Source organism: Streptomyces sp. RLB3-17 (assembly GCF_007113425.2).
Taxonomy (GTDB): Bacteria; Actinomycetota; Actinomycetes; order Streptomycetales; family Streptomycetaceae; genus Streptomyces; species Streptomyces mirabilis_D.
The window spans coordinates 11520067-11545585 of record NZ_CP041610.2; the positions used below are offsets into that span (position 1 = coordinate 11520067).

24 protein-coding genes and 2 pseudogenes are annotated in these 25519 nt (G+C 68.5%); 7 read left to right on the forward strand and 19 right to left on the reverse strand.

Annotated features, from left to right (window positions below):
• Nucleotides 1–42: 42 nt before the first annotated feature.
• Complete coding sequence (locus tag FNV62_RS52050) at nt 43–1494, reverse strand: NF041680 family putative transposase (RefSeq protein WP_143604719.1); 1452 nt, start codon at nt 1492–1494, stop codon at nt 43–45.
• Nucleotides 1495–1861: 367 nt separating this feature from the next.
• Entirely contained in the window at nt 1862–2290 is a 429-nt protein-coding gene (locus tag FNV62_RS56615; protein ID WP_143604844.1) for a DUF6234 family protein, read from the reverse strand.
• Nucleotides 2291–2587: 297 nt separating this feature from the next.
• Between FNV62_RS56615 and FNV62_RS52055 the strand changes: the two genes are divergently transcribed.
• A complete protein-coding gene (locus FNV62_RS52055; RefSeq protein WP_225900945.1) occupies nt 2588–3397 on the forward strand; it encodes a class I SAM-dependent methyltransferase in 810 nt (269 codons plus the stop codon).
• 122 nt (nt 3398–3519) lie between these two features.
• On the opposite strand, the gene FNV62_RS52060 is transcribed toward FNV62_RS52055, so the two are convergent.
• Nucleotides 3520–4758: an IS256 family transposase gene (locus tag FNV62_RS52060; protein ID WP_143630364.1), complete on the reverse strand. Its 1239-nt coding sequence runs from the start codon at nt 4756–4758 to the stop codon at nt 3520–3522.
• Between the two features lie 156 nt (nt 4759–4914).
• Here FNV62_RS52060 and FNV62_RS52065 point away from each other — a divergent pair, with 156 nt between their 5' ends.
• Nucleotides 4915–5406: a hypothetical protein gene (locus FNV62_RS52065; protein ID WP_143630366.1), complete on the forward strand. Its 492-nt coding sequence runs from the start codon at nt 4915–4917 to the stop codon at nt 5404–5406.
• On the forward strand, nt 5406–6344 hold the full coding sequence (locus tag FNV62_RS56620) for a hypothetical protein (RefSeq protein ID WP_225900727.1): 939 nt from the start codon (nt 5406–5408) through the stop codon (nt 6342–6344). Before FNV62_RS52065 ends, FNV62_RS56620 begins: the two co-directional genes overlap by 1 nt.
• 504 nt (nt 6345–6848) lie before the next feature.
• On the opposite strand, the gene FNV62_RS52075 is transcribed toward FNV62_RS56620, so the two are convergent.
• On the reverse strand, nt 6849–8381 hold the full coding sequence (locus FNV62_RS52075; protein ID WP_143630369.1) for a hypothetical protein: 1533 nt from the start codon (nt 8379–8381) through the stop codon (nt 6849–6851).
• A 339-nt stretch (nt 8382–8720) separates the two neighbouring features.
• Entirely contained in the window at nt 8721–9176 is a 456-nt protein-coding gene (locus tag FNV62_RS52080) for a hypothetical protein (RefSeq protein WP_143630371.1), read from the reverse strand.
• A gap of 562 nt (nt 9177–9738) precedes the next feature.
• Here FNV62_RS52080 and FNV62_RS52085 point away from each other — a divergent pair.
• Nucleotides 9739–10242 (forward strand): annotated as a pseudogene (locus FNV62_RS52085) (PP2C family protein-serine/threonine phosphatase); the annotation flags it as partial.
• 693 nt (nt 10243–10935) lie between these two features.
• Complete coding sequence (locus FNV62_RS52090) at nt 10936–12117, forward strand: alpha/beta hydrolase family protein (protein ID WP_143604849.1); 1182 nt, start codon at nt 10936–10938, stop codon at nt 12115–12117.
• A gap of 60 nt (nt 12118–12177) precedes the next feature.
• Here FNV62_RS52090 and FNV62_RS52095 read toward each other — a convergent pair whose 3' ends face one another.
• The 11 genes and pseudogenes from FNV62_RS52095 to FNV62_RS52140 form a co-directional block, all read right to left on the reverse strand.
• On the reverse strand, nt 12178–12864 hold the full coding sequence (locus FNV62_RS52095; RefSeq protein ID WP_143604850.1) for a response regulator: 687 nt from the start codon (nt 12862–12864) through the stop codon (nt 12178–12180).
• The gene (locus FNV62_RS52100) at nt 12861–13928 is read right to left on the reverse strand and encodes a sensor histidine kinase (RefSeq protein ID WP_225900728.1); all 1068 of its coding nucleotides are present in this window, start codon (nt 13926–13928) and stop codon (nt 12861–12863) included. The genes FNV62_RS52095 and FNV62_RS52100 overlap by 4 nt, the downstream gene beginning before the upstream one ends.
• Nucleotides 13929–14188: 260 nt before the next feature.
• Nucleotides 14189–14491, reverse strand: a pseudogene (locus FNV62_RS52105) (helicase associated domain-containing protein); the annotation flags it as partial.
• A 103-nt stretch (nt 14492–14594) separates the two neighbouring features.
• On the reverse strand, nt 14595–15005 hold the full coding sequence (locus FNV62_RS58295; protein WP_240361432.1) for a transposase family protein: 411 nt from the start codon (nt 15003–15005) through the stop codon (nt 14595–14597).
• A 74-nt stretch (nt 15006–15079) separates the two neighbouring features.
• Nucleotides 15080–15439: a transposase family protein gene (locus FNV62_RS58300; protein ID WP_225900729.1), complete on the reverse strand. Its 360-nt coding sequence runs from the start codon at nt 15437–15439 to the stop codon at nt 15080–15082.
• 61 nt (nt 15440–15500) lie between these two features.
• Nucleotides 15501–15716: a hypothetical protein gene (locus tag FNV62_RS52115; RefSeq protein WP_225900730.1), complete on the reverse strand. Its 216-nt coding sequence runs from the start codon at nt 15714–15716 to the stop codon at nt 15501–15503.
• A 63-nt stretch (nt 15717–15779) separates the two neighbouring features.
• Complete coding sequence (gene tnpB / locus FNV62_RS52120) at nt 15780–17237, reverse strand: IS607 family element RNA-guided endonuclease TnpB (RefSeq protein ID WP_143604948.1); 1458 nt, start codon at nt 17235–17237, stop codon at nt 15780–15782.
• Nucleotides 17234–17809: an IS607 family transposase gene (locus tag FNV62_RS52125; protein ID WP_143604947.1), complete on the reverse strand. Its 576-nt coding sequence runs from the start codon at nt 17807–17809 to the stop codon at nt 17234–17236. The genes tnpB and FNV62_RS52125 overlap by 4 nt, the downstream gene beginning before the upstream one ends.
• A gap of 33 nt (nt 17810–17842) precedes the next feature.
• Complete coding sequence (locus FNV62_RS52130) at nt 17843–18112, reverse strand: hypothetical protein (protein ID WP_144316278.1); 270 nt, start codon at nt 18110–18112, stop codon at nt 17843–17845.
• Between the two features lie 202 nt (nt 18113–18314).
• Nucleotides 18315–18848, reverse strand: a complete 534-nt coding sequence (locus tag FNV62_RS52135) for a dihydrofolate reductase family protein (protein ID WP_143604852.1) — start codon at nt 18846–18848, stop codon at nt 18315–18317.
• A gap of 132 nt (nt 18849–18980) precedes the next feature.
• Nucleotides 18981–20648, reverse strand: a complete 1668-nt coding sequence (locus tag FNV62_RS52140; RefSeq protein WP_164657679.1) for an MFS transporter — start codon at nt 20646–20648, stop codon at nt 18981–18983.
• Here FNV62_RS52140 and FNV62_RS52145 point away from each other — a divergent pair.
• On the forward strand, nt 20647–21633 hold the full coding sequence (locus tag FNV62_RS52145) for an RNA polymerase subunit sigma-70 (protein WP_143604854.1): 987 nt from the start codon (nt 20647–20649) through the stop codon (nt 21631–21633). The two genes, FNV62_RS52140 and FNV62_RS52145, sit on opposite strands and share 2 nt — an antisense overlap.
• Before the next feature lie 78 nt (nt 21634–21711).
• On the opposite strand, the gene FNV62_RS52150 is transcribed toward FNV62_RS52145, so the two are convergent.
• Together FNV62_RS52150 and FNV62_RS58305 are read right to left on the reverse strand one after the other, a co-directional pair.
• A complete protein-coding gene (locus FNV62_RS52150) occupies nt 21712–22434 on the reverse strand; it encodes an IS6 family transposase (protein ID WP_376331838.1) in 723 nt (240 codons plus the stop codon).
• 205 nt (nt 22435–22639) lie between these two features.
• Nucleotides 22640–22924, reverse strand: a complete 285-nt coding sequence (locus tag FNV62_RS58305) for a DNA translocase FtsK (protein ID WP_143630375.1) — start codon at nt 22922–22924, stop codon at nt 22640–22642.
• Nucleotides 22925–23321: 397 nt separating this feature from the next.
• Between FNV62_RS58305 and FNV62_RS52160 the strand changes: the two genes are divergently transcribed.
• On the forward strand, nt 23322–24056 hold the full coding sequence (locus FNV62_RS52160) for an alpha/beta hydrolase (RefSeq protein WP_143604857.1): 735 nt from the start codon (nt 23322–23324) through the stop codon (nt 24054–24056).
• Nucleotides 24057–24361: 305 nt separating this feature from the next.
• Here the strand turns inward: FNV62_RS52160 and FNV62_RS52165 are convergent, their stop codons facing one another.
• The gene (locus FNV62_RS52165) at nt 24362–25438 is read right to left on the reverse strand and encodes a GNAT family N-acetyltransferase (protein WP_225900731.1); all 1077 of its coding nucleotides are present in this window, start codon (nt 25436–25438) and stop codon (nt 24362–24364) included.
• Between the last annotated feature and the right edge of the window lie 81 nt (nt 25439–25519).

A 25519-nucleotide genomic window follows, 5' to 3' on the forward strand; every position in this document is an offset into this window, starting at 1 on the left:
ACCCCTCAAGATCGAAAAGACAACAGCTTCTTACCTTGATCATTAACCTCGCTGCTGTTTCAGGCGGACGTGTTCGGTGAGGGTTTCGATTCGTTTCACGGTCTTTCCAGGCTCGTGACGTGGGGCTGGCCTGCGGTTCTTCGAGCCGGGTGGGCGTCCGGGTCCGGGCTTGGAGGGTCTGGGCACGTCGGCGGGACGGGCGGTCTTCACGCGGAGGTGGCGGAACCCCCGGCGGACTCGGGCAGGGGTGAGCCGATGAGGTTGCGCCGGCCGCTCCCAGGGCCGACGAAGATCCTCGGCGAGTGGCCGGGCAAGGCGGAGTTGGGTGTGGGCGGCGATGATCAGCCACGTCCACAGGTCGGCCGTGTGCGGATCGCGGACCTTGGGGACGGTCCAGCCCAGGGTCTGTTTGAACAGCCGGAAGGTATGTTCAAGATCGAATCTGCGGAGGAACGCCTGCCAGCGCAGGTCGACGTCTTCGCCGGTCATCCCGGTGCGCGAGGACCACAGCCATACCGGCTTCGGGTCGCGGTCACCGGGCAGGTGCGCAACTTTCAGCCGGATCAACGTGCCGTGGATCAAAGGGAGTTCGCCGCAGTGGTCGAGCCAGGGGCCACGGGCCTGCAATCGGGGGTGCATGCGGTCCCAGGCGAGGGCTTCGGCTGTGCCGTAGCGGGTGGTGTCGCACGTCGTGGCCTGGTCGGGGGTGTGCCAGGACTCCGGCTTGGAGAAGGTGAGGACGCCGCCGTGCTTGCGGGGCTGTCCGCCGCGCGGGGTGGAGCGGCGTGGGCCGACGTCCCGGAGCATGACGCGGTCCGAGCGGAGCCGGCCGACCAGCTCGACGGGCAGGTCGGCCAGGACGTAGGCGAGGCGGGTGACGTCGTAGCCGGTGTCCATGACGACGAGGATGTCCGCGTCGCCCGGCCGCCACTGCCCGGCGTGCACCAGCCGGGTGACCACCTCGCGCAGTTGGGTGGCGGTCACCGCGGTGGTGTCGTCGGACGGCCCCAGCCGGATCGCGTCCAGCACGGCCGTCCAGGACGTGCGTCCCGTCTCCAGCGCGGCGACGAAGGAGTAAGGCCAGCCGGGGATGAACTGATCCGCGCTGCGGCCCCGTCCGTAGACGTGGCAGAACAGCAGCTCCGGGCTGGTGGGGGCGTCGGGTCGCAGCCAGTTGCTCACGTCCACCGCGAGTACGATCCGCCCGTCGGCGGCACGCGGCAGCGGCGTGGAGGTCAGCAGCCTGCGCAGACGGCGCGGCTCCAGCCAGCCATGGTTGACCGCGTCGTACATCGCTCCGTGCCCGCGCCGGTGCTCGGCCGTGAGCGTCAGCTCGACCAGCGACGTCACTGGCCCGTCCGAGCACAGCACCGCGTCGGTGAGCTCGAAGAGCGCATCCGCCCGGGTGTAGAGGCAGTCGTAGAACTCGACACGAAAGTGGGACAGGACGCCCAACGCGGCGTCAGCGGACTGTTCAGCGGCGAGACTCTTCACCAGCGGCCGTTCCTTCACGCGACGTTGCTCGACACCTCGAAGCGTGAAGAACGGCCGCCCTGCTGTCCCGGGAACAAACCAAGATCAGCAGGTCGGGTGACCGGCGAGGTTAAAGATCAAGCTTACGGGATGCCATCGAAACAGCCCGCTGAACCGCGCGTTGAGCGCACTCTGTGCCGCCCAGGCCCCAGCCGGGCCGGGGCGGTCGCGGTGGCCCCTCAACCACGAGCAGCGAGAGGAATTGGACGTCATAGCCCTGCCCCACTACGAGTTTGACGTCCCATACGGAAGACCACCGGCCTGCGCGGTGTGCACGTGTGGTGCTTCAGTTGGCGAGCGAGCATCCGAGTTGGCGGGGCTGTGCGACTCAATGACAGGTCCCGCTGCCGCTATAGCAGGGCGAGTACCCGACGCTCGGGGTAGGCGCAGGACCCGGGTGGGTGCGGTCGTAGTCGTGCTGCGAGAGCACGAGCAGCACAGCCAGCGTTCCGGCAGCGAGGAGCTGCGATAGCACTGTCCACGGTGCGCGGGCCAGCGTTGCAAGCCCGGCAAGGAGGAGCGTGGCGAAGAGCACGTGTTCCGTCCAGGCGATACTCGCGAGTCGCGATGCGTCGATCTCCGCTTGTGCCCCCTGCGCAGCCCATATCTGCATGCCATAGCCGAAATTCTTCCACCCAAATACAGCAGCCTCGACTATGAACAACGCAAGCCCAGCGGCAACGTCCGGGGCGAAAGATGTCCTGCTTGACCAGGGCCATCTGCGCCGAGGTGGAGGTTCGGGGAGTGCGTCCGTCATGGCCACACCTTGCCGGGCCGGTCGCAGGTGCGCATGAGTACGCGCACTCAGCCCGTGTAGTCATCTCTGGAGTGGTGGCTGGCCGGTTCCGACGCTCAGACTCGCCAACTGAAGGGTTGTGACCGCATTTCCGTGATGACTACGACCTCTGACGGAGCACAGCCGGGTTTCGGACGTCCGATGATCGATGCCGGAAGCCTGTACCTGATCCTGGCCGCCGTTGATCAGGTATGGGTTAGCGTCAGGACCTGCCGTGTTGTTGTCGCGGTGGTGGTTACTCAAGGGAGGGGACGGGTAGTGCAGACGGCGTTTGATGAGTCCGAGCGGCGGACATGGGCGGGGCAGGCCGATGCCTATGCTGCGAGTTTCGCCAAACTCTGCTTGTATCCAGTGCCTCGGCTTCTAGATGCTGCCGAGGTTCGGGAGGGTGCACGAGTCCTCGATGTGGGGACAGGCACGGGCAGTATCGCCGCTGCTGCGTGTGAGCGGGGTGCGAGAGTGGCGGCGGTGGATGCCGAACCGGGCATGGTCGCCTGTGCCGCGCAGGCAGCCCCAGAAGCTGACGTGCGGCTTGCTGCTCTGCCCCGCCTGCCTTTCGCTGACCACGAGTTCGATGCTGTGGTCGGCAACTTCGTTCTCAACCACGTCGGACGGCCCCGGGCAGCCCTGAGGGAACTGCGCCGCGTGACGCGTCCCGGCGGACGGATAGCCGCCACCATCTGGGCGGTACCCGCGGCCGCCGGACAGGCCCTGCTGGGCAGGGCTGTCCAGGCAGCTGGCGCCAGTCGTCCGGCTCACCTGCCGGCTCTTGCTCCAGAAGAGGACTTTCCGCGCACTGAACAGGGCATGGCCGCGTTGCTGGGCGACGCGGGCCTGTTGGATGTCGTCTGCGACACCTTGGTCTGGGACCATCGGACAACTCTGGAGGAGTGGTGGAGTGGACCAGCCGCCGGAGTGGCGACGATCGGGCAGATCGTGACAAGTCAGAATCCGATGGTCATCGCCGAGATCAAAGACCACTTCGAGTCGCTGTGCGCCGATTTCACCGGTCCGGGCGGCGTATTGGTGTTGCCGCATGCGGCCCTGATGGCACACGGCCAGGCATGACGTTGCCCTGCCCGGAACAGGCGGGCGTGACAGGGATGTACGGCCGTGCTGCTCAGGGCACGCATCGGTCACGTCCGCTGGAGTGGTGTATTGACGGCCACTCGGTGATCTCTTCTTTGAGGCTATGCGGTGAGTTCGGTCGGGAGGACGGCGTCGTCGGTTTCTGACTCGATCGGGTGGAGGAGGGCCTTGGCAAGTAGGTCGAGGCCCATGTAGCGGCGGGCTTCGATCCACTCGTCGTTCTGCTCGGCCAGCACCGCGCCGACCAGGCGGATCAGAGCGGTGCGGTCGGGGAAGATGCCGACCACGTCGGTGCGACGCCGGATCTCCTTGTTCAGCCGCTCCTGCGGGTTGTTCGACCAGATCTGCCGCCAGATCTCGCGCGGGAACGCGGTGAACGCCAGCAGGTCGTGCTGAGCGGCATCCAAGAGGGCTGCGGCCTTGGGGAACTTGGCCTCCAGCGCGTCCAGCACGTGTCGCATCTGGGCCTGGACGGCGTCGGCATCAGGCTGTTCGAAGACCGTCCGCAGCAGCGTAGCCACCCACGGCTGCGCAGACTTCGGCACCTGGCTCAGCAGATTTCGGGCGTAATGGGTGCGGCATCGCTGCCACGAAGCGCCTGGCAGGACCGCGCCGATCGCGTTCACGAGGCCGGTGTGAGCGTCGGAGGTGACCAGCTGGACGCCGGACAGGCCACGGGCGGTCAGGGAGCGCAGGAAAGCGAGCCATCCGGCGCCGTCCTCGGCGGTGGCGACGTCGATGCCGAGGATCTCGCGGTGCCCGTCCGCGTTGACGCCGACAGCGATCAGTGCGTGGACGTTGATGATCCGGCCGCCCTCGCGGACCTTCTGGGTCAGCGCATCCACCCAGACGAACGCATACGGGCCTGCGTCCAGCGGCCGGTTGCGGAACGCGGCAACCTGCTCGTCCAGGTGCTTGGCCATCGCGCTGACCTGGGACTTCGACAACTGAGTGACGCCGAGGGACTCGGCGAGCTTCTCGACCCGGCGCGTGCTGACACCGAGCAGGTAGGCGGTGGCCACCACCGAAATCAGGGCCTGCTCGGCCCGCCGGCGCCGTTCGAGGAGCCAGTGCGGAAAGTTACTCCCGGACCTGAGCTTGGGGATGGCGAGTTCGACGGTGCCGGCCCTCGTGTCCCATTCGCGTGGGCGGTAGCCGTTGCGGTGGTTGACGCGTTCGTCGCTGACCTGCCCGTATTCGGCATTGCAGAGGGCGTCGGCCTCCGCGGACATGAGCGCGTCGGCGAACGTCTTGACCATCGCGCGCAGCAGATCGGGACTCGCCGAAGCGAGGTTGTCCTCCGCGAGGGCATGCAGGGGCACACTGTCAGGTGCGGTCATCGTGCTGATCTCCTTCGAGGCTTCGACACTTCGAAGATCAGCCGGTGGCCGTTCATCTATGCGGGCACCATCCCGATGCCGGAGCAAACCCCCGGATCAGGTCGAACCCGTACACCACTTCCCTGGACGCAACCGTGCGCCGAGCAGCATCAGGCCATGATTAGGGATCTGGGGGATCGGCACACGCGGATCAAGCAGTGCGGCCCGGATGACGCGGTATTTGATGAGCAGTACGACCAGTTGGTGGCTTGTGCGGAGCGTCTGCTGGAGTTCGAGCGGACGCTGCCGGCCCGGCTGGCGCAACCGAAGCGGGATCGTGCCGATCGGGTCGTGAAGTGGTCCTGGCGCGGTCAGACGGTGGTGGCGGTCGCACTGATCGCCGCGGTGCTGGCCCTCGGGCACACCGCTTGGTGGCTTGTGCTGCTCATACCCCATCTCCTTGCCACGCTGATGGGTTGGTCGGTCACGGTGACCGCGGAGCGGTACAAGGAGCAACGCGCGATCGCGATCGGCTTGCACGTGCTGTGCTCGCTGGTGGTGCTGGTCGCTCTCGAGGTGGTCTCCGCCTGGTGGATCGTCGCTGTCCTGGTCGGATGGGTCGCCGTCGGTGCGGCCTCAGAAGGCAGCAGCCAGCAAGGGGCAAAGTGATGGAGGACGTTGACCGGCGGATCCGGGACCTCGACAGTCGGCTCGATGACCTACAGAGTGAACACGAGAGCCTGAGCCGCAAGTTCGGTTACACCGAGGACCTGGACCACGAGCTGGGCAGTATCCGCAGTGACGTCAGGAGCTGCGAAGGCAAGCTCGAGGAACTCGACGGAGAACTCAGCGATCGCGTCGGCGACACCGAGCGGACCATCAGCCGCCTCGTGGAGCAAGTGCGGCTCCTGGAGGGCCAGCTCCTGGCGTCCGGCGGCGCCCAGCTCGCGGATCTGGACACCTTCAGCAAGGACCAGCGCGCACTCGCCCGCAGCAGGGAACGCGGCCGGCAGGCCCGCAGCCTTCTCCTCAGCGACCACGACCGCACCACTTACCAGATCCGGCTGCGCCATCGCCGCGACACCGCCGGAGAGCTCCGAGCACACCGCACCACCGTCGTTGACGCGGTAGGCACGCTGCTCGCCACGCGGTACGGCTCCCGTTCCCGCGCCGAGGCCGCAACCCAGCTCGGGCAGACGATAGCGGGGGAGCGGGGGCTATGCCAGGGCCTCGACCGGGAGTCGAGGCTTGCTGAGGAAGCCGAAAGCGCTCTGGCAGCTGATGCCACGACACGGGCCGAGAAGCAGTCGGTGATCGCCGCGGGGGCGAAGGCCGAGCAGCGGCTCACGCTGGGCCTGCGTAGCCGTCTTGCTGACGCGGTCCGCGAGCGGGCCCTGCTGCCGGCCTGGTTCGTCACCGTTCTGGGATCGGCACCGCCAGCCAGGTCCACACAGAAGTGGCTGGAGACCGCCACCGAGGTTCTGCTGTATCGCCTCACCTACGACATCACCGACCAAGTCGTCGCGCTCGGCGAGAGACCGTCGGACACCGCACAGCGCCGACGAGCCTGGTACGAAAAGCTACGCAAGGACCTACAACGCTGGTAACAACGACCCGGCCATCCGCCAGATCGAGATGCCAACCGTCGGCGACAAGGTGGGCATCGAGCCTCGGCGGCCGCGTAAGATTGCCGTGCCACCCGCCGTCCGCGTGCTGGCAGGCGGCGCGCTCCTGGTAGCCGTCCCGCTCGCCGTTGGTCACGCTGCCAAGGCGGGCCCCTATCGCGCGGTGCAAACCTTCGGCTCCGCCGCCACCACAGGGCGATCAAGACGCTGCTGCGCCGGCCGTGGTGGCAGGCGGCGAGGAGGCGGAGCATGGACGCGGCGAGGTCGACCTTGGACTGCTCCTGCTTCGGGCGCCACAGCCGGGCCATCACCGGCAGGCACACCGGCCGTGCGGGGAAGGGGAGTTGGACCACGATGCCGATCACGACGAAGCAGGTCCCGCGCCCGACCGGCTTGGGACCCTTGGCGGCGCCGGAGGAGACCCGCCGATGCTTCTCTGCTGTCTCCAGCCTGCGCGGCCGGATGACGCCACATCACCCGTCTGAACTAGCTCCGTCCGATCCGCCGGAGGTGGCTCTCGGCGAAGCTGCGCAGTTCGTCGCGGGTTCGTGCGGGGTCGGTCGCGGCTTCGGTGGCACGGCCTCTGGGGAGGTAGCGGACGCCGTCGATCTCGCACATCAGCGGCCCCACGCCGGTGTTGAGCACCAGGGCCTCGCCGACCGGAGCGGGACCGCCGACGGTGCGGCGCTCACTGCCGCGGGATCGCGAGATCGGCTGGAGGAACAGCGGCGCTGTCACCTCGCCGCCCTCCGGTCGGAACAGGACCAGCGCCATCTCGCCGGGATCCCGGCACAGACGGACGTAGCGCATGGGCTGCCATGTGCCCTTCCCGGCGTCCGAACGCGCGGCACGCAGTACCGGACCGCACAGGGCGGAGCGGTCGGTCGCGACCCAGCCGATCCGGGCGAGGGACGCGATGCCGACCGTGCCGAACACGAGGAAGCGCCAGTGCCCCAGGTGGAAGTGGTCCTCGAGGATGGCGGCGGAGGAGAACCCCAGGGAGTACCAGGCGTTGGTGCCGAGGACGGTGGTCAGCACCCAGATGCGCGGCGATATGGACGTGCGGCCGAAGCCGCGGCGCGGCGGGGTCACCCGGGGGCCCGGGCGATGGCGATCGCCGTGCCGGGCCGCGGCGGCGAGGCTCGCGTAGCTCAGGTTGTCATCGAGGGCGGGCCACCTGTCCTCGCCCGCCTCGCCGCCCGCGGCCGCCCGAGGGGGGATCGCCGGCCGGGCCCGGCGCGCCAGCCGGACGCGCCGGGCGCAGGCCAGCGGGTTGACCACCAGTGCACCGCCGAGGCCGAGCAGGCCGAGGCCGCCTCCGAGCACGGCGACCACGCTCAGCGTGATCCGCGTGTCCACGCCCTCACCCAGGAAGGGCCAGGGTAGGGCGATGATCGGGATTCGGTCGCCGGAGCGGACGTCTGTCGTGTCGCAGTCCACGGTCGCCCGCTGTGCGCCGCCGTCCCAGCCGACGGTGCAGCTGTCGTCGTCCCGGTCCACACGGACGACCTCGGCGGCGGTGTGCTTCCCGAGCAGCGCGACGTCCGCGGTGGCCAGGCCCACGAACAGGGACGCCGCGAGGGCGAGTACCGCCCATGGCGGTGCGGCCGGCAGAAGCAGCCGTCGGGCGGGCGCGGAAACCGGGCGGGTCTGTTCGCCCAGCCAGGCGCCGAGGGTCCGCGCATCGTGCGTGGCCAAGCGCAGCCGCAGCACCTGGCCTTCGGGTGTCCGGTAGCGCAGGTTGACCTTCTCGAAAGGGGGCCGGCCGTTGGTGGAGACTGTCGCGTCCAGGGCCTCGCCACCGCGTGGCAGGGCGGTGACGTTCCCGGAACGGTCCAGAAAGACTGGCCCGTCGAGGCGTGCGTCGACCAGCAGTCGGCCCTTGTGGCCGTCGAGTCGGCAGCGGAAGTGCACGGCCCGGCCCGCCGCAAGACCGCGCCGCCTCCTAGCCGCCGCCCACCGGGCCAGCCCGGCTATGACCATGGGGATCACCACGAGCCCCACAAAGCTGGCGATCATCGCTTCCGTCGTCTCCTCCGCTGTGAGTGATCGGAGAAGCGTACGAGGGCTGCCAGGGGCCCTGGCCCCGGGGTGCCCTCGGGCCTGCCTGGATGATTCGGTACCGCAGTGGACGGCCGCGCCGTGCGTCGCGAGGCCCGCAGTTCCGTTGGAGAGGATCTAGTCACTCTGAGCGACCCCAACGACGATCAACGAAAACGTCGAAAGTCGAGACTTCTGTGCGGGGCCGCCTATCCAGCGGGCCGCACTGTCATGCGGTGTTCAATCTGGACACTCCGAACGGCTCTTCAGCGTCGGCTGCCGCCGGGGGCGCGTAGGCGGACAGCTCGGCATCGCGGCTCAAAGTGCGATCGGCTGGTATCTCAAAGCCTCGTCGACGATCTCCTCCGCCGACGCGCCCTGGAGGTCGTCCGATGGATGAAAGATCAGGCCACCGACTCCAGGATGAGCCACGTTCGCTTCGAGCAGCCGCAGGTAGTGGGCGTACTCCGGGTCAGCCGCAAGAACCCTGCGGACGATCTCGACGAGCTCTGCCCTGGTGATGTCCGCGCCCCGAGGGCGAGCCGGCCGGGCCGCCTCCATGGCGAACTCCTCCACGTCTCGGCTCCCCCAGTACTCGGCGAAGTCGAGGACCTCGTAATCGTGTCCGGTCGCCTCATTGAAGGCCTGGACCGCCTCGGCGGAGTCCTCAGGACACACGGCTATCAGATGCGCGATCCGATCGATCTCAAGGCCCAGCTCCTCCAGCCGCTTCGGGCTCACAGGCGGGGGCAACAGCTCCGGTCTCAAGTCCACAGCCCGAATTATGTCCACTGGCGTCGACACACCGGTCTGGAGGCCCGGCACGTGCTGCCGGAGCGCCCTCGCAACTTCCCCGCGTCATTCGTTTAGGGGCCCGATCGGGTGAGGGGACACCCCGCGGGTGATCCAGGTTGCTCCAGATGCAGTACGCCCTGTCAGTGCCCGTTCCTACGGTCCCAGCATGTCCTTTCACCTGACCCTGCCTCCCGACATGACGGACTTCGCAGCCGAACTCTTGGCTGCGGATTTCGACCTCACTTCGGCCCCCTCCTCCCTCGCCGGATCCTGCCTGTCCATGCGCGAGCGCATCCGAGAACTCGCCGTGTGCCTGCGCGCCGCTGAGGAGCAGAGGTTCGTGACGTCTTCAAGGTCCCGGCCCGCCACCAACGCTGCCACCGCCCGTATAGCACGGTCGGTGCCGGTTTCTGAGCCACATAGCGTCACATGATGGCGTCACGGTGTGACGCCTTCTGAAGGCGATCGCCTCTGGCGGTAGGCCCGGGTGCGGCACCTCGGTGAGCAGTACAGGGCATCTACCCGCTTGCGGTTGCCGGCCGTCGAGCCCGCCTACAAGATCGCCGGTGACAGCTTCGACTACGCCCTCAACGACGACATCTCGCATGCGGTGGTGATCGATGCCATGGGGCACGGTCTGGACGCCGCCACGATGGCAACCGTCGCGATCGGCGCCTACCGGCACGCCCGACGCGCCGACATCGGCCTGGCCGAAATGTACGCGTTCATGGACCGGGCCGTCGCCGAGCAGTTCGGTCCCGATCACTTCGTCACCGCGCAGATGATGGACCTGGACGTCACCACCGGCCACCTGCAATGGGTCGACGCCGTCCACCCCGCACCGCTGCTGATCCGTAGCCATTAGGTCGCAGGGCCGCTGGAGGGCCCGACCACGCTTCCGATCGGCCTGGGCGGTGAGCCCCCTGCGGTCAGCGAGCACCAGCTCCAGCGCGGCGACCGGGTGCTGTGCTACACCGACGGCGTGATCGAGGAGCGGGATGCCAAAGGAGAGCTGTTCGGCGAGGAACGGCTCATCAGCTGCGTCCCACTCAGCCCAGTCCCGCACTGCTCACACACGGCCTCCGTTTCCAGTCCCGGCCGCTTCACACCGTGCATGCAATTCTCCAGCGCCGAGATCGCGTCGGACCGATCTTGCATCATTTCGGCCGGCCGTGCGGGGTTCGCGTGGCTGGACGAGCAGCTGCGCCGTGGCGGGCCAGCGAAATAAGGCAACGCCGCCGGCGAGGACAACCCGCGTCGGGACTTGATGCCTTCATCCATCACGACCACCGCATCCCCAGAGCATCGAGTTCGGGGTCTCGGAGCGGTTTTTGTGATCAGTGGTTGGTGGTCTGGCTTGGGCTGATCTGTTTGGTGTACGGCTTTGGCCGGGCGGTGCCGATCCTTCAGTGGGCTCGGCGGGCTGTGTAGATGAGCCCTGGGGCTGCGTGCTGATCTGCAGGTTTGTCAGTTGGCGGGTTGTCTGATCACGGCTTGTCATCTGCGTTGCGCAGGGTTCGTGTTCAGTGATCGTTGGTATGTGGCGCTACAGCATGAACGCCTGGCGCGTGCTCGCCCCCGAGATCCCGGTTCACCGGCAGCGTTCAATGGTTTCGCAATCAGGCTCACCGCGTTCTGGTCCGCCTACGGGGGGACGGCGGATCCACCCGGAAGCGGAGGCGCCTGTCCACTCCTGAGCTGACGTCAGGAGGTGTGCCCGCGGTCTAGTTTCTGGCGCATGACCAGTATCCGCCGCGCGGCGCTGACCGCCGTGCTCGCACTCGTCCTGCCGCTGCCGATCGCCGCCGCGGCACCGGCCTTCGCCACCACGCCGTCCGACGCCTTGTCCTCCGCCCAACCGGCACCCAGCGGGTTCGCGGCAGCACTGCCCCGTCCGACCGGCCCGTACGCAGTTGGCCGCGACAGGCTGCACCTCGTCGACGACAGCCGCCAGGACCCCTGGGTGCCGACGGCGGGACCGCGGCAGCTGATGGTGTCGATGTACTACCCGGCCCGGCTCGGGAGCGGGGTACCCGCTCCCTACATGACCACTGAGGAGGCTCGGCTGTTCCTGCAGGAGAAGGCCCCGGGCTCCAGCCTTCCGCCCGAGGCGCTGAGCGCGGTCCGTACCTGGGCGCGGGTGGACGCGCGCCCGGCGCACGGCCGGTTCCCGCTGGTGCTGCTCTCACCCGGCCTCGGCTTCCCGCGGGCGTTGTTCAGCAGTGTCGCCGAGGACCTGGCCGGCCGCGGGTACGTCGTCGCGCTGATCGACCACACCTACGAGTCTCCCGGCATCACGTTCCCGGACGGGCGGACGCTCGCCTGCGTCATCTGCGACCATCCGCCGGCGGGCGGGCCTGCGGCCATCGCCGAGAGCCGGGCGAAGGACGCCTCCTTCGTGATCGACCAGGTGACGTCCCCTCATCCGGCCTGGCACTACGCTCACCTGATCGACCGCAGGCGGATCGGCATGGCCGGGCACTCCATCGGGGGTGACGCCACCGCCTCGACCATGGCCGCCGACCGCCGGGTGCGGGCCGGGGCGAACATGGACGGCACCTTCTACGCGCCCATCCCGGCCACGGGACTGGACGGGCGGCCCTTCCTCCTGTTCGGCGCCCGGTCCGATGAGGCTCCGGGCATGGATTCCAGCTGGGACGACGCCTGGAAGAACCTGGACGGCTGGAAGCGCCGGCTCACCGTCGCCGGCGCCGAACACGGCACCTTCAGCGACCTGCCGCTGCTCGCCCAGGCGGCGGGCCTGCCCAGCCGGCCGGGAGCGATCGAACCGGTGCGCGGGCTGGCGATCACCCGGACGTACCTTGGGGACTTCTTCGACCTGCAGCTGAAGGGCGTGCCCAAGCCGCTGCTGGACGGGCCTTCCCCGAACGAGCCGGAGGTCGCCGTACAGCTCCCGTAGCGTCGTGCCCGGTGTTCCCCTCGGGGTGTTCCCCGTCCCGGCGCTCCCGTTCGCGTGGGCTCAGCCGGACGGGGACACCAGCCCCGCGTCGTAGGCGGCGATGACAAGTTGGACGCGGTCGCGGGCGTCGAGCTTGGTCAGCAGCCGGGCGACGTGGGTCTTGGCGGTGGCGGGGCCGATGAAGAGCTGCTCGGCAATCTCGGTGTTGGACAGGCCGCGGCCGACCAGGGTCAGGACCTCGCGCTCGCGCTCGGTGATGCCCGCAAGCCGGCGCTTCGGCGCGGCCGGTCCGGGCCGCGCGCTGAGGTCGGCGATCAGGCGGCGGGTGACGCCGGGTGCGATCAGGGCGTCGCCGGCGGCGACCACGCGGATCGCCGCGAGGATGTCCACCAGCGCCATGTCCTTGACCAGGAAGCCGCTCGCGCCGGCCCGCAGGGCGGCATAGACGTTGTCGTCGTCGTCGAAGGTGGTGAGGATCAGCACGCGCGCCACCGGGTCGGCAGCGCCCGCGGTGAGCAGCCGGGTCGCTTCGATGCCGTCCATGCCGGGCATCCGGATGTCCATCACCACGACGTCCGGGCGAATCTCCTTGGCCAGCCGGACAGCCTCGGCGCCGGTGGCCGCCTCGCCCGCGAGCTCCAGGTCCGGGGAGTGGGTGATGACCATGCCCAGCCCGGTGCGCACCAGCTCCTGGTCGTCGGCCAGCAGGATGCGGATCGCCGGGCCGGTGGTGTCGGAGGGCGTCATGCGGGCAGCCTCGCGGCGACCCGGAAGCCGCCCTCGGGCCGGGACCCGGCGCTGAACCGGCCGTTCAGCAGGGCGACCCGCTCGCGCATCCCGGAGATCCCGTAGCCGGTTGTGCCGGTACGGTGACCGAGGACGGGACCGCGGCCGTCGTCGAGCACCTCGATGTCCAACTCCTCCTCCTGATACGTGATGTGCACCTCGCAGCGGTGGGCGCCCGCGTGGCGCACCACGTTCGTGACCGACTCCTGGACGATCCGGAAGGCGGCCAGGTCGACCTCGGACGGCAGTGGACGCGGCCGCCCCCGCCATCGCACGTCCACCTCGACGCCGGCCTGCGCCATCGTGTCGGCCAGCCGGTCGACGGCCTCTAGGCCCGCGAGCGGCGCGGTGGCCGGTGGATCCTCGCCGGCCTCGGCCTGGCGAAGGGAGACGAGCATCCGCCGCAGGCCCGCCAGCGTCTCGCGGCTGGTGGCCTCGATAGCGTCCAGTGCCCGGCGGGCCCCGGCCGGCTCCACGTCCAGCACCAGGCTCGCCGCACCGGCCTGGATAGCGATGACGCCGATGCTGTGGGCCACCGCGTCGTGCAACTCCCGGGCGATTCGAAGCCGTTCGGCCGTGACCGCCTGGCCGGCGGCGTACGCGCGCAGGGCCTGGCTGTAACAGCGCTGCTGGCGTATCGAGTTACCGATCGCCCACGGAATCGCGATGCTCGCCGCGGCACCCAGAAGGCTGCTGGCGAAGTCGCTGAACTCCACCAAGTCGTGATTCACCGCCATCGCTTCGCCCCACCAGACCGCAAGTTCAGTGACGCCGGCGAGGACGGAGATCCGGCGGGGACGGACGGCCGCGAGATAACCGACCAAGACGCCCATCGCAAGGAAGAGCGGCCACGCCCGCTCCCCGAGCAGCACCACCGCGACCGACTCGGCCAGCAGCACGCCGAACACCTGCTCCGGCCGCCGCCCGGCCCAGCCGACAGCCAGCGCCAGAACCACGGCCAGGGCCGCCCGCAGCCCGAGTGCCGGCGCGAAGACGGGGCGCTGGAGCCCGAAGGGCGATGCCATCCGATACGTCGTCGAGGCGAACAGCAACAGCGCAAGGAGCCCGGCGGCGCACCAAGTCAGTACCCTCCAGACACCCGACGGTAACCGCCTCAGCCACGGCGCAGGCGGCAGGTCTCGCTCCATGCGGTGATCGTAGCCAGCGACCCCATTGCGGGACGTCCCCCCGCAGGCATACGCCTGCAGACGGAGGGCCGCCCGACTGGCCCGAGTCTCGGCAGCGCTACGCCCCTAAACCCACCTCGCTCGACGACCGAACGGCCTCATGCCCACTCAACTCCGAGGGCGGCGAGTGCGTCCCGTTGTTCGTGGGTGAGTTTGTTTCGCCTCGTTTTGGTGTTCGAGACCCATACGCCCAGCTTCACGGCCACCGGCTCTGCCTCGCCGTCGACCGCGATCTGCTCGCTGTGGCCGCGTGGCACCGGCCGGTCCGCGCCTTCTCGTTCTACCCACTGCGCGAGGGCCGTCAGACCGCGTTGGAACGCCTGCTGCGCCTTGCACGGGCCCTTCGCCGCATCCTTGACGGTGGGGGCGGGAGGCGGCGCCTGGGCGGGCGTTACGCCCAGTGAGCGGTGTGCATCGTGAAGGTGCAGGTCACGGGTGTGATGTGAGGGGCAGGAGGGGCACTCGGGCAGGTCCGAAGCGGTAGTCCATCGACAAGATCGTCGGTCACCGGGCGACTTCGCGGTTCGTCGGGACCAGCAGGGCCCTGACCAGAGTGGTCGCCCATTTCGGGTCGGTCGGTGCGGACCTTGCCCAGCACGCGCCAGTTCTTGAGGTGCGCGAAGCCGTGCTCGACGGGGGCACGTACGGCGGCCAGCACCGTGTCCTCAGCTTCTGACCGGGAGTGAGAGGCCGGTTGCGGGCGGCCTTGTAGCCGGTGATCACTGTCGGGTCGGCGTCGGGATCGCCTGTGTCGTCGAGGCCGACGAAGCCCAGGTCGGCGATGGCGCCGAGGCCGGCCTCGCGGAGGTGGGCGGTGAGTTTGTCGTGCCGGCAGGCGGTGATCTCCGAGGTGCGTCCGGGCCGGGCGGCGGAGACCCAGAGCAGTCGGCCACGATCGTCGGTGAGGGCGATCACGAGCAGGCCGTGGCATTTGCTCTTGCCCGAGTAGTTCTTCCGGTTCTCCTGCCCGGTGCGGCGTCGGGTGCGTATCAGGAGCCGTCCAGCAGCACGACTCCGCCGCCCGTTCGGGCGACCTTCTTCAGTGTGCGGTCCAGGCGCGGGGCGCGGGCGGCCAGCAGGCCGACAACCTCGCGCACCCAGCGGCCCACGGTGGTGCGGTGGACCCCGTTGCCGCCGGCCAGATCACCGGGTCGCTGGTCACAGCGCAATACCGCCAGCACGATTCCGGCGATCTTCCCGGCGGGCAGCGCTCGCCACGGTGAGCGGATCTTCTTGCGGTGGCCGCGTATCAGGTCGGCGAGGTAGTTCAAGGTGGCCCTCGACAGGGGCAGGCGAGCGGTGTAGACAAGGCCGTTAGGGCCTTCGACGGGATGGTTGTTTTTCTTCACACCAAACTCAACTGCCGTCCGGGGCCCACTGGTTACGCGCTCGTCCCGTCGCGCCCGGCGGCTACGGGCGCACGGTGAACTTCCCGTCCGGCCGCTTGTGCAGCCAGCCGCGATCGGCCAGCTTGGTCAACTTCCCGCGCAGCGGTTCCAGCTTGCCCCGCACCTGGGTGTCCAGGCCCAACATCTCGCCGATGGCCCGGGTCGCTATCGGACCGGCGGCCCGCCGCACCGCGGCCAGGATGCGCTGGTAGTCCACCGGCAGCGCGGACTCGTTCACCGTTGCTAAGAGCCTCAGCGGCTCTCAGCATTCCGGGCATTTCGGCCCGGAAGGTCCGTCTCGTCACCAAAGCGTGAGGGCTTCGGCGTGAGTACGGTCTCTCGCTTCCTCCTGCCGCTGGTGCGGCAGGGTTGCGCCACCTGCCCGCCCCGCGCTCGCCTTGCGGCGGGTGCGGGTGGCGCGGGTCTTCTGGTCGGCTCCACGAGGCTTCGACACCACCTCGGTGGTGTCCTGGTCTCCAGCCACTCCGGTACCAGTCAGGCAGGCTGCCGCGAGAGCGGCGAGGTTGAGTGCGGCGTTGTCGTCCCGGTCGATGACCAGGCCGCAGGTGTCGCATTCGTAGGTCCGGACGTGCAGCGGCAGCTTGGCTTTCACCGCGCCGCACCCGGAACAGGTCTTCGAGGAGGGGTACCAGCGGTCCGCGGCCACGAGGTGGGTGGTGTGGCGCTGGCGGGTCTTGTAGGTGAGCTGGCGTCGGATCTCTGCGAATCCGGCGTCGGCGATCCTGCGCGCGAGGCGCCGGTTGCGGAGCATCCCGGCGACGTTCAGGTCCTCGATCACGACCGTGCCGTACTCGGCCGCAACGCTCGTGGTGAGCTTGTGCAGGGCGTCCGCGCGGAGGTTCGCCACCCGGTGGTGCACGCGGTTGCGGGCGGCGTTGGCCTTCTCCCACCGCTTCGACGGCTTCTGTCCGGTGCGCCGGTCGGGGCCCTGGCGGCGGGAGACGATGCGAGAGGCGCGGCGCAGCTGCTTGCGTGCCCGGTCGTAGTGTCCGGGGTTCGCGACGGTGCGGATCTCACCCGTCGAGTCGGCCATGACCGCGAGGGTCTTCACGCCGAGGTCGATGCCGACCGCCACGTCCGGCCGCGCCACACGTTCGAGGTCGCGCTTGACCTCGGCCTGGAAGGCGACGTACCAGCGTCCGCGCTCGTGCCGCACGGTCGCGGACAGGATCCGGGCCGTCCCGGCCTCAACGCGCGCGAGGAGCTTCACCGTGGGCTCGTGGGTACGGATCGTGCCCAGCCTCGGCAGCGTCACGTGCCGGCCGCCCGTGTCCACGCGGATCGCGCCGGTCGTGAACCGGCAGGAAAGACGGGCCTTCCGCTTCGACTTGAAGCGGGGCGTACCCATCCGCTTGCCGTGCCGCTTGCCCTGCTTGGACTTGGTGTAGTTGTCGAACGCCGCCGCAGCGTTGGCGAGGCCGGTGTTGTACGCCTCTTTGGAGTTCTCCTCCCACCAGGCGGCGAACCTGGGGTCGGCGTGCTTGGTCTCGTTGAACGCCTTCCTCAGTGCGGGCAGCGACCACGGCCGCCACTGCGTCAGCCCGGCCTCGGCGATGCCGTAGGACTCCTCCGCGCGGCGCTGCCACCACGACGCGGTCACCCAACCGACAGCCCAGTTGTATGCGGCACGCGCCGCGCCGCAGTGCGAGCGCAGCGCGTGCTCCTGAGTCGTGTTCGGGTCCAGGGCGAACCGGAACGCCTGAACCTGGAACCCGGGCTGTGGCTGGAATTTCTTCACTCGGCAGCCTCGCCGGTCGCCACGGCCACCGCGCGGGCGGCCCGGTTCTTCGCCGCCCGCCGCCCGTACAGGCGGGCACACATCGAGGTCAGCACCTCGGTGATGTCGCGCACCAGGTCATCGGCGGTCTCGGTGGGGTCGAGGACAACCAGGCGCCGCCCGGAGGCGGACAGGACGGCTTCGAGATGCTCGACGCCGAACCGGGCTAGCCGGTCCCGGTGCTCGACCACGATCACCGCGGCCCGCGGGTCGGACAGCAGGCGGTGCAACTTGCGCCGACGCCCGTTCAGCCCCGAGCCGACCTCGGTCACGACCTCCGCAACCGGCAGGCCGAGCCCGGTAGCCCCCTGGACCACGCGGGCCACCTGCCGGTCAAGATCCGGCTTCTGGTCCGCCGACGAAACCCGGCAGTACGCCACGACACGGCCGGACGTCTCCGGGGCGGGCTCGTCGACCAACCACGTACCAGACGGCGTCTGGCGCACCGGGACCGGCATGCGGCCCTCTTTCGCCCACGTCCACGCGGTCTGGTAGTGCACACCGTTGCGCGCCGCCCATTCGGAAAGCTTCACGCGATCAAGATAACAGATGAGAAAAGCTGAGATTTACTGATGGACCATGCAACAGTTGAAAGCCCCCGGCGCACGGTCCGGGACCAGCCGCACCGCCCGGCCCGCGACCTGCACGACCGGCGACCCGGCCTCCGTGCGCTCGTCGGCGAGCTGTTCGCTCATCCGCTGCCACACCCGCACGGCCACAGCGAGCTCGTCCTGCTCCGCCCGTACCTCAGACAGCTGCTTGATCAGCTGTTCTTCGAGTCCGTCCAGCTCCGCGCGTCGCGTGGTGATCCGCTCCAGCACCTCGGGGTCCGTCATACGGCGGAGCGTAGGGACGCAACCCGCGACGGCGGGCGGGAAACCGCAAACCCACCCTGCCAGACGATCTACGCGCCAGACTGCCGCTCACGACCAGCACAAGTACGCCGAAGACAGCACACGCCAGACCCATGACCTGCATCTTCACAATACACAGTGCTCAAAGGGCGATATGCCGTCTGATCCGGGCTGCCGCGTGAGGTCAGCGCGGCACATAGGTGAGGATGACCGACCCGTTCCGCAGTCGCTTCTCGTCGGTAAGCCTGAGATCCAGCCTCGTGGCGTCCACGTGTTCGAAGAGCCGTTGCCCTGAGCCGGCCACGACGGGCATGAACCAGAAGCGGAACTCGTCGATCAGGTGGTCTTGGATGAGTGTGGCATCGAAACGAGTGGTGCCGTACTTGATGAGGTCCTTCCCTGGCTGCCTCTTCAGTTCCGCGATCGCGCTGGACGGGTCGGGACCCAGCAGGGTGGCGTTCCATTTCGTCTCGGTCAGCGATCGAGACGCGACGTACTTGGGCATGGCGTTGATGCGGTCGATGTAGGGGTTGCCGGTGACATGACCCCAGTTCGCGTAGAAGGTCTCGTAGGTCATCCGGCCCATGACGAATGCCTCATAGTTGTCCAACTGTTCAAGCGACAACGCCGAAGCCTCGGCGTCGAAACTGGCCCAGCGCTGAGGGGCTTCGATGACGCCGTCCAGCGTGACGAGCGTCGACTCGATGAGTTTGCGCACAGTAGTTCTCCTTCTTTGAGTGGTTAAGCGGTGAAGTCACCGCTGCGATGGTGATCTGCTGGGCCGCCGGCAAACCGACGAACGTGCCAGGCCAGGGCTGCCGGTCGGCGCTGGCCTGGCGCCGATCAACGGTTAGTCAACGCGGGCGGGTTGCGGGACTTGGCGCTGCCGGGTGGTTGTGGTCTGGGCGATGTCGGTGCGCCGGATGAGGAGGAAGGCGATGGGGATGGCGGACAGGGTGATGAGTCCGCAGACCCACAGGGCGGTGTGGAATCCGCCGGTGAGTGCGTTGGTGATGGCGCGGCCTTGGGCGTGGAGCTCGTGGGTTCGTGTGGCTGCCACGGTGGAGGCGATGGCGATCCCGATCGCGCCGCCGAGTTGTTGGGATGAGTCGATGAGGCCGGAGGCGACTCCTGCGTCCCGTTCGGTGACGCCGATCAGGGCTCCGATGGATACCGGGATGAAGATCCAGGTGACGGTGCCGGTGAGGAAGAAGGGCCCGGCCAGGTTCGCCCAGAAGCTGCCGTGGGCGGGGGCTTGGGTCGCCCATAGGATCCCGGCGCCGGTCAGGGTCAGTCCGGCTGCCATCACCAGGCTGATGGAGGTGCGGGTGACGAGCACCTGCGCCGGCCCTGCGAGGACTACTCCGGTTAGGCCGACGGTGAGCCAGGCGAGGCCGGTGTTCATCGCGGAGTATCCGAGTACTTGCTGCATGTAGAGGGTGCCGATGAAGATGTACCCGTAGAAGCTGGCGCCGAGCAGGAGCCCGACGGCGTTGGCCCCGGCGAGGGTCTTCAGCCGGAACAGCCGCAGCGGCAGCAGCGGCGCTTGTGCCCTGGCCTCGATGGCCACGAAAGCGGCCAGTAGGACCGCCGACGACGTGAGCAGGGCCAGGGTCCGGGTGGCTGTCCACCCGACGGTTGGTGCCTGTGAGACCGCGTAGACCACGATCACCAGGGCACCTGTCACGGTGATGGCGCCCAGCGGGTCGTAGCGGCGGCGTGCTCCTTGCAGCCTGCTTTCCGGCACCACTCGCCGGGTCAGGAGCAGCGCGGCCCCGCCGACGATCACGTTCAGGTAGAAGATGTACGGCCAGCCCGCGTACCGGGTGAGCGCGCCGCCAGCCAGCACGCCGACGGTCGCGCCGCTGGCGCCGATGGCGCCCCACAGGCCGAGTGCCTTGTTACGCTCGGCGCCCTCGGGAAACATGTTCATCACGATCGACAGCGCGGCGGGCAGCACCATGGCGGCTCCCAAGCCCTGAACGCCGCGCATGCTGATCAGAAACGTGCCGCTGGCGGCCAGCGCGCAGGCCAGCGAGGCCGCGGTGAACAGAGCCAGCCCGGCTGTAAACACGCGCCTGCGCCCGAGCAGGTCAGCGGCTCGGCCGCCGAGCAGCAGGAACCCGCCGAAGGTGAGCGCGTACGCAGTCACCACCCACTGCAGGTCCGCCTGCGCGAAGTGCAGGTTACGGCCGATCGTCGGCAACGCGACGTTGACGATCAACATGTCGACCGCCGTCATGAAGTACGCCACGGCGAGCAGCGAGAACGCCCGCCACCGGCGCACCTGGCCGAATGCGGCGCCCAGGCCGCCGCCGATGTCGTTGCTGGGGTCTACCGCGGTCACGTCTGCCTCCGTTCGTTGCTGATCAGGTCCGTACGTTGAAACACCGGCCGTCGTGGCGATTCGCCGATGAATTCTCGCCGCAGGCGGTGTTGCACTGTCAGGAGGCGTAATCCGCCAGCCCAGGTGGGTAGTCAGATGGCCTTTGGACAGGTGAAAGGACGATTCCGCCATGACCGAGGTAACCCTCGCCCGTGCCCAGGCCGGCGACGGCGAGGCATTCCGCGAGCTCATCGAGCCCTATCACCGTGAGTTGCAGGCGCACTGCTACCGGATTCTCGGATCGGTCCAGGACGCCGAGGACGTGCTTCAGGAGGCTCTGTTGGCCGCATGGCGCTCTATCGGCCGGTTCGACGGCCGATCACTTCGGGCGTGGCTGTACCGGATCGCCACGACCCGCTGCCTGAACTACCTGCGCGGCGAATCCCGCCGCCCGCAACCGGCCGACCCGCTTGATCAGGACACGCGCTGGAGCGGGCCGCTGCGGTCCGACGAGCCGTGGTGGCTGCAGCCCTACCCGGACGACCTGAGCGGCCTGGCCCCGGGCCCCGAAGCGCGATACGCGACACGTGAGTCGATCGCTCTGTCGTTCGTGGCGGGCCTGCAGCACCTGCCACCCCAGCAACGAACCGTCCTGGTGCTTCGGGACGTGCTCAGTTTTTCAGCCACCGAGACCGCCGGCATTCTCGGCACCACCCCGACAGCCGTCAACAGCGCGCTCATCCGAGCCCGGGGCAACCTCCCGCCCACCCCTGACCCGGACGAGGTGCCGTTGCCGCATTCCCCCACCGAGGCCGCCATCGTCGACCGGTTCGTCACCGCGTTCGAGCGCCTCGACCTGGACGAACTTGTAGCACTTATCACCAGCGACGTCAGGCTCACCATGCCACCCGAACCTCTCGAACTCCGCGGACCCCAGGCCGTCGGCGGATTCCTCCTGCAAGCCCACCTGGGCCACGACCTCAAACTGGTGCCCACCCGCGCCAACGGCCAACCCGCCCTCGTCCTTTACCTCCCAGACCCCGCCGCACCCCTCTGGCGGGCTAACGGCCTGGTTGTACTCACCCTGCGAGGCAACCAGATCAGCGCACTCACCCGCTTCAGCAACCTAGGGCTACTCGCCCGCTTCGGATTTCCCCGCACGCTCCAAAGAGCGTGAAGGCGTTGTCACGTTGTTGGGTGCGTGACTGTCTGATGGTGCGTCGGGGCGTGGTGGGCCAGTGGTCCGGGCCTGTGTTCAGGCCGTGGTGGGCTGGCTGGCAGCGCCGGTGATCTGGTCCCAGATGGCGAGGCGGATGGTCATTTCGGCTCGGTGTTGGGATGCGGTCATCAGGTGGCGGTGGGGTCGGAAGTGGGGTGAGATGCCGCTGAATGTGGACAGGAACCGCTGGGCCGCGCCGACGGTGCGGAAGCCCTTCATCGCGCGTTCGCGTTGCCTCATCGGCTGGTGGGAGTTCTCGGCCCGGTTGTTCAGTCCCTTGTGGGAGCGGTGTTCCACCGAGCGCATGACTTCGCGGTGGGCCGCGCCGTAGGAGCGGAGCTTGTCGGTGACGATCACCCTCGGCACCGACCGGGTCTTCTTCATCAGCCTGCGGAAGAAGCGTCGGGCGGCGGCCTTGTCCCGCCGGTTCTGGACGAGGATGTCGAGCACGTTGCCGTCCTGGTCGACGGCCCGCCACAGGTACTTCTGCACCCCGTTGACTTTGATGAATACCTCGTCCAGGTGCCACTTGTCTCCGGGCCGGGGCCGGCGGCGGCGCAGTCCGTTCGCGTAGGCCTGGCCGAACTTGGCGCACCAGCGGCGGACCGTTTCGTAGGAGACGATCACGCCGCGCTGGAGCATCAGCTCCTCGACCTCGCGGTAGGACAGAGGGAAGCGGAAGTACAGCCACACGCAGTGGGAGATCACCTCGACCGGGTACCGGTGACCCCTGTACGACGGCGGTACAGACGACACCAGCGATTCCCTCCCAGCATGATCAACACAAAGATCATCCCACCCGGGCAGCCAACGTGACAGTGCCCGCAGCCGAGTTGTGCCCGCCACGGGCCGACCTCCCATGCGCCCCCGAGCGGGCTGAGGGCGGCGGCGCGCAAGCCCCAGCGGGCGAAGAAGCCTAGTGGCTGGTGCTGCTGGAGCTCCTGGATTCGGTTGGTGGGCCGGTTCATCTCTTCTTGGTCTCGCGTGCCTTGGAGCCGTCGGAGGGGCCGACGATGTCCAGCTGGTGGAGAAAGTCCAGCAGCTTCTCCGTGAGGGCGAAGCCGATGCGCAGCTTGCGGTGGGGCATCGACGCCGACCCGAACTGGGTGGACACGAGCAGTTCAACGGCCTGGAGGACCAGAGCGCCATCCAAGCCCTCGGGCAGCACCGGCCCGGTGCTGGCCTGCTGGGCTGTGAACTCACGTGCGAGGTAGCGGGTGTACTGCCCGGAGTCGACCTTGAAAGCCATGAGTCGTACTCGAACTCCGCGTGCTGGGCCGGTTGAACGCCGTCGCTCACGTCTGGTGACGAAGTCGAACCCCGTTGATCGTCCTCACGGAATTTGTGTCTGATCCGAGAACCGACAGCACCTGTACGCGAGTTTGGGGGGGCGTCGGTGGTGCGTCGTGTTCGATGTTCATGAGAGACGACAGCGGTAGTGCACCCTGCCGTCGTAGAGACTCGGCAAAAACCCGTTTGGCGGACGAGGGCGACCACTGCTACGTTTTCGGAGGCCGTGCGAGAGATCGAGGAGGTGGTACCCGTGAACGCAGTATCGACATGGGTGCTCCCCTCCGGGGTCACGGTCGGGCGATAGGCAGGTCGTCCGGGAGCGCCGTTCCAGTGCACTCCCGAAAGGCACGACCATGCAATTCACTTCCGAACAACGCCTCGACGACGGCGTCCTCGAACGCGAATTCACCCTCGGCGAGATCCCCGGCATCCTGTGGACACCCGCATCCACATCCGCACCGGCGCCGCTGATCCTGCTCGGCCACCCTCCCCTCGGGCTGCGCGAGATGTACCCCCGACTGGCGGCCCGGGCCCGTTACTCCGCGGCGGAGGGCTTCGCCACGGCCACCATCGAGCTCCCCGGAAGCGGCGACCGGCCCCGTTGGCCCGCCGTCGAGCAGGCCCGCGCTGACCTGCGCCGGGCGATGCAGACCGGCGAGCCGGTCAGCGACGAGATCGTCGACGCCGTCATCCTCCCGCTGGTCGACAAGGCGGTCCCGGAATGGCAGGCCGCCCTGGACGCCCTCCTTTCGCTGCCCGAGATCGGCGGCCCGGTCGGGTACTCGGGCGGAGTGATCTCCATCGGCATCCGGCTGGCGGTAGTCGAGCCGCGCATCGTGGCCGCCGGTTTCTTCGCCGGGAGCTTCGTTCCTCGCGCCATGTTCGAGGAGGCCCGCCAGGTCACCATTCCACTGCACGTCCTGCTGCAGTGGGACGACGAAGGGAACGACCGGCAGGCGGCCCTGGACCTGTTCGACGCTTTCGGCTCCAACGAGAAGTCCCTTCACGCCAATATGGGCGGGCACACCGGCGTTCCGCAGTTCGCGGGGGACGCCGCAGCCCAGTTCTTCACCCGGCATCTGAAGTGAGGCCGGGCGATCAGACCGGCAGCAGACGGTAGCTGATGTCGGCCGGCATGCCACTCATCGAAGACGGGTCCCGGCCTTCCACAGCTGTCTACGTCGTGGGCCCCTGCTGAACTGTCGGCAGGGGCCCGTGCTGCCTGAAGTCGTGAACTGTTCGATTTCTGTGGAGCGCTTCGAGTGCTGCCCGAACTCGTGTACAGGTGCTGTCGGTTCTCGTTTTGACGGCACGGTGGTGCTTGCCAGGACGGCATGGGGATGCGCCTTGGTGCGGGGGACAGGCTGGTCGCGCCGTCTCGTCGGCGCAGGTTCTAGTACCGGTCCAGGCGGTGTGCGTACGGGGTCGGCAGAGACTGCGTGCCGCCTCCGGGGAACCAAGCGTTGCAAAGATCCCGGTACCGTTCGGGGACCGGCATGCCGTGCACGTATGCGTCATCGGTCGACCAGTAGCCAAGAAGCAGCCGGATGAGCGCCTTGTCATCGGGGAACAGATCGCCGCGTCGCAGCGCGTCGAATGCTTTGTCGTAGACCTGGTCCGGCTGTTGCACGGCAGCCCGGCGCCGCAGCTCGGGCTCGAGCTTCCGCAGCAGGGACGACCGGTTCAGGACGGCGGCCATCATCCCGCCGCTCGGCGGATATCTCTGCTGGTAGGTGCAGCCCATATGGCGAGCGACTCGGCCGGTGAGGCCGTCGGCCGGCTCCCGCACGGTGAATTCGCTCAGACGCCGTTTCCAGCAGAGTCGGGCGATGGCCATGAGCAGCCGGCGTGCCGCGGCGGCATTCTCGGCCACCAGTTCGTCCACGGTCAGCGAACCCAGGGGGTCGCCGAACGCTCGGCCCTGCAGTACGGCATAGCCGGCGGCAGCACCGTCGGTCTGGAGGATCAGGGTCTGCGACCCGGGCTTCCACGTGGCCTGGGGAATGAGCCGGTTCCAGCCTGTGTGCCGTGCGTGGGTCCAGGGCCGCTGGGCGTGCGCGGTGTTGTACATACGGATCATCGCCGGGAGATCGGCCGGAGAGCCGCTGCGGATGCCCGGGACGGCCGTACCCAGGTCGTCTCCCGCCGCCTGTTCGACGTTGCGCACGGGGATGACCAGGTGCCCTTCGGCGACGGCTCCGACGAAGCCGAACTGCTCGTACACCCCCTCGATACCGTCGGATACGCAGGCGACGTCCACCCGCTGGGCCATGCCGGCCAACGCCCGGCGGAGGAGTCGACCCATGTGCCCCTGACGCCGGAACCCGGGCTGGGTTTCCACGCCACCGATGCCCTCCGCGGCAACGGCCACCGCACCGAACCGCAAGTGGAAGGAGAGCACCTCCAGCTCGGCGACCGGTTTGCCTCCAGCGGTCCGCAGCCGGCAGTAACGCACTCGCAGACTGCGCACTTCCTGATCCGCGAGTTCGGTGTAGGCGGCTATTGGCTCATGATCCGATACGGAAGGTCCTCAGCGTCTCGATCGCACGGC

What these genes read in the sequence shown, in the direction of transcription:
- FNV62_RS52090 (WP_143604849.1), top strand. Translation starts at nt 10,936, where the DNA reads ATGACCAGTATCCGCCGCGCGGCGCTGACCGCCGTGCTCGCACTCGTC.
- FNV62_RS58305 (WP_143630375.1), bottom strand. Translation starts at nt 22,924, where the DNA reads ATGGCTTTCAAGGTCGACTCCGGGCAGTACACCCGCTACCTCGCACGT.
- FNV62_RS52140 (WP_164657679.1), bottom strand. Translation starts at nt 20,648, where the DNA reads ATGGCGGAATCGTCCTTTCACCTGTCCAAAGGCCATCTGACTACCCAC.
- FNV62_RS52160 (WP_143604857.1), top strand. Translation starts at nt 23,322, where the DNA reads ATGCAATTCACTTCCGAACAACGCCTCGACGACGGCGTCCTCGAACGC.
- FNV62_RS52075 (WP_143630369.1), bottom strand. Translation starts at nt 8,381, where the DNA reads ATGATCGCCAGCTTTGTGGGGCTCGTGGTGATCCCCATGGTCATAGCC.
- FNV62_RS56620 (WP_225900727.1), top strand. Translation starts at nt 5,406, where the DNA reads ATGGAGGACGTTGACCGGCGGATCCGGGACCTCGACAGTCGGCTCGAT.
- FNV62_RS52060 (WP_143630364.1), bottom strand. Translation starts at nt 4,758, where the DNA reads ATGACCGCACCTGACAGTGTGCCCCTGCATGCCCTCGCGGAGGACAAC.
- FNV62_RS52095 (WP_143604850.1), bottom strand. Translation starts at nt 12,864, where the DNA reads ATGACGCCCTCCGACACCACCGGCCCGGCGATCCGCATCCTGCTGGCC.
- FNV62_RS52145 (WP_143604854.1), top strand. Translation starts at nt 20,647, where the DNA reads ATGACCGAGGTAACCCTCGCCCGTGCCCAGGCCGGCGACGGCGAGGCA.
- FNV62_RS52065 (WP_143630366.1), top strand. Translation starts at nt 4,915, where the DNA reads ATGATTAGGGATCTGGGGGATCGGCACACGCGGATCAAGCAGTGCGGC.
- FNV62_RS52100 (WP_225900728.1), bottom strand. Translation starts at nt 13,928, where the DNA reads ATGGCATCGCCCTTCGGGCTCCAGCGCCCCGTCTTCGCGCCGGCACTC.
- FNV62_RS52130 (WP_144316278.1), bottom strand. Translation starts at nt 18,112, where the DNA reads ATGACGGACCCCGAGGTGCTGGAGCGGATCACCACGCGACGCGCGGAG.
- FNV62_RS56615 (WP_143604844.1), bottom strand. Translation starts at nt 2,290, where the DNA reads ATGACGGACGCACTCCCCGAACCTCCACCTCGGCGCAGATGGCCCTGG.